The 829-nt window shown below is 38.1% G+C and carries 1 pseudogene; it reads right to left on the bottom strand.

What is annotated here, in order from left to right:
• Positions 1-829: pseudogene (locus tag HMPREF0849_RS10450) on the bottom strand (Ltp family lipoprotein); the annotation flags it as partial.

Below are 829 nucleotides of genomic sequence, written 5' to 3'. Positions count from 1 at the left end.
AGTCTGCTTGCAAATGATTGATAGCATATTGTGCAGTGTCACTATTAAAACCTTCATAAATTAACATCTCATAAATTCTTTTTTTGACAAATGAATCCTATTATAATCTTGTGCTGTCTTTAAAGCTGCTGAGTATGGATTCCCGGCTGCTGGTTTTGGTTGCCGCACACCATCGTTTCCTACATAGTAACGGCCACCATCTACCCATTTGCCCCTTACCATTTTGCCTTCAGAATCAACATAGTAACGGCCACCATCTACCCATTCATTCTTGGCCAACTTTCCATCTGATTTATAATAATAGTATCCTACCCATTTATTGCGAGGATAGCTGCCTTCTGATGGTATATTAAGTTTTTGAATGGCATAGTTGGCTTCTTCTTTGGTAAATTTTCTAAAATAAGGAGAAGTTAGCCTCTCATAAATTTCTGTCTTTGAGAGATTGTTATATTTTGGTATTCTCTTGCTTGAGCTAAGGCATTCGCCTTATAGTCTGCTTGCAAATGATTGATAGCATATTGTGCAGTGTCACTATTAAAACCTTCATAAATTAACATCTCATAAATTCTTTTTTTTGACAAATGAATCCTATTATAATCTTGTGCTGTCTTTAAAGCTGCTGAGTATGGATTCCCGGCTGCTGGTTTTGGTTGCCGCACACCATCGTTTCCTACATAGTAACGGCCACCATCTACCCATTTGCCCCTTACCATTTTGCCTTCAGAATCAACATAGTAACGGCCACCATCTACCCATTCATTCTTGGCCAACTTTCCATCTGATTTATAATAATAGTATCCTACCCATTTATTGCGAGGATAGCTGCCTT

Source organism: Streptococcus sp. C300, from assembly GCF_000187645.1.
In the GTDB taxonomy this organism is placed as follows: domain Bacteria; phylum Bacillota; class Bacilli; order Lactobacillales; family Streptococcaceae; genus Streptococcus; species Streptococcus oralis_CQ.
The sequence above is the reverse complement of the archived record's forward strand: the minus strand, read 5'-3'. Positions and strand labels throughout refer to the sequence as shown.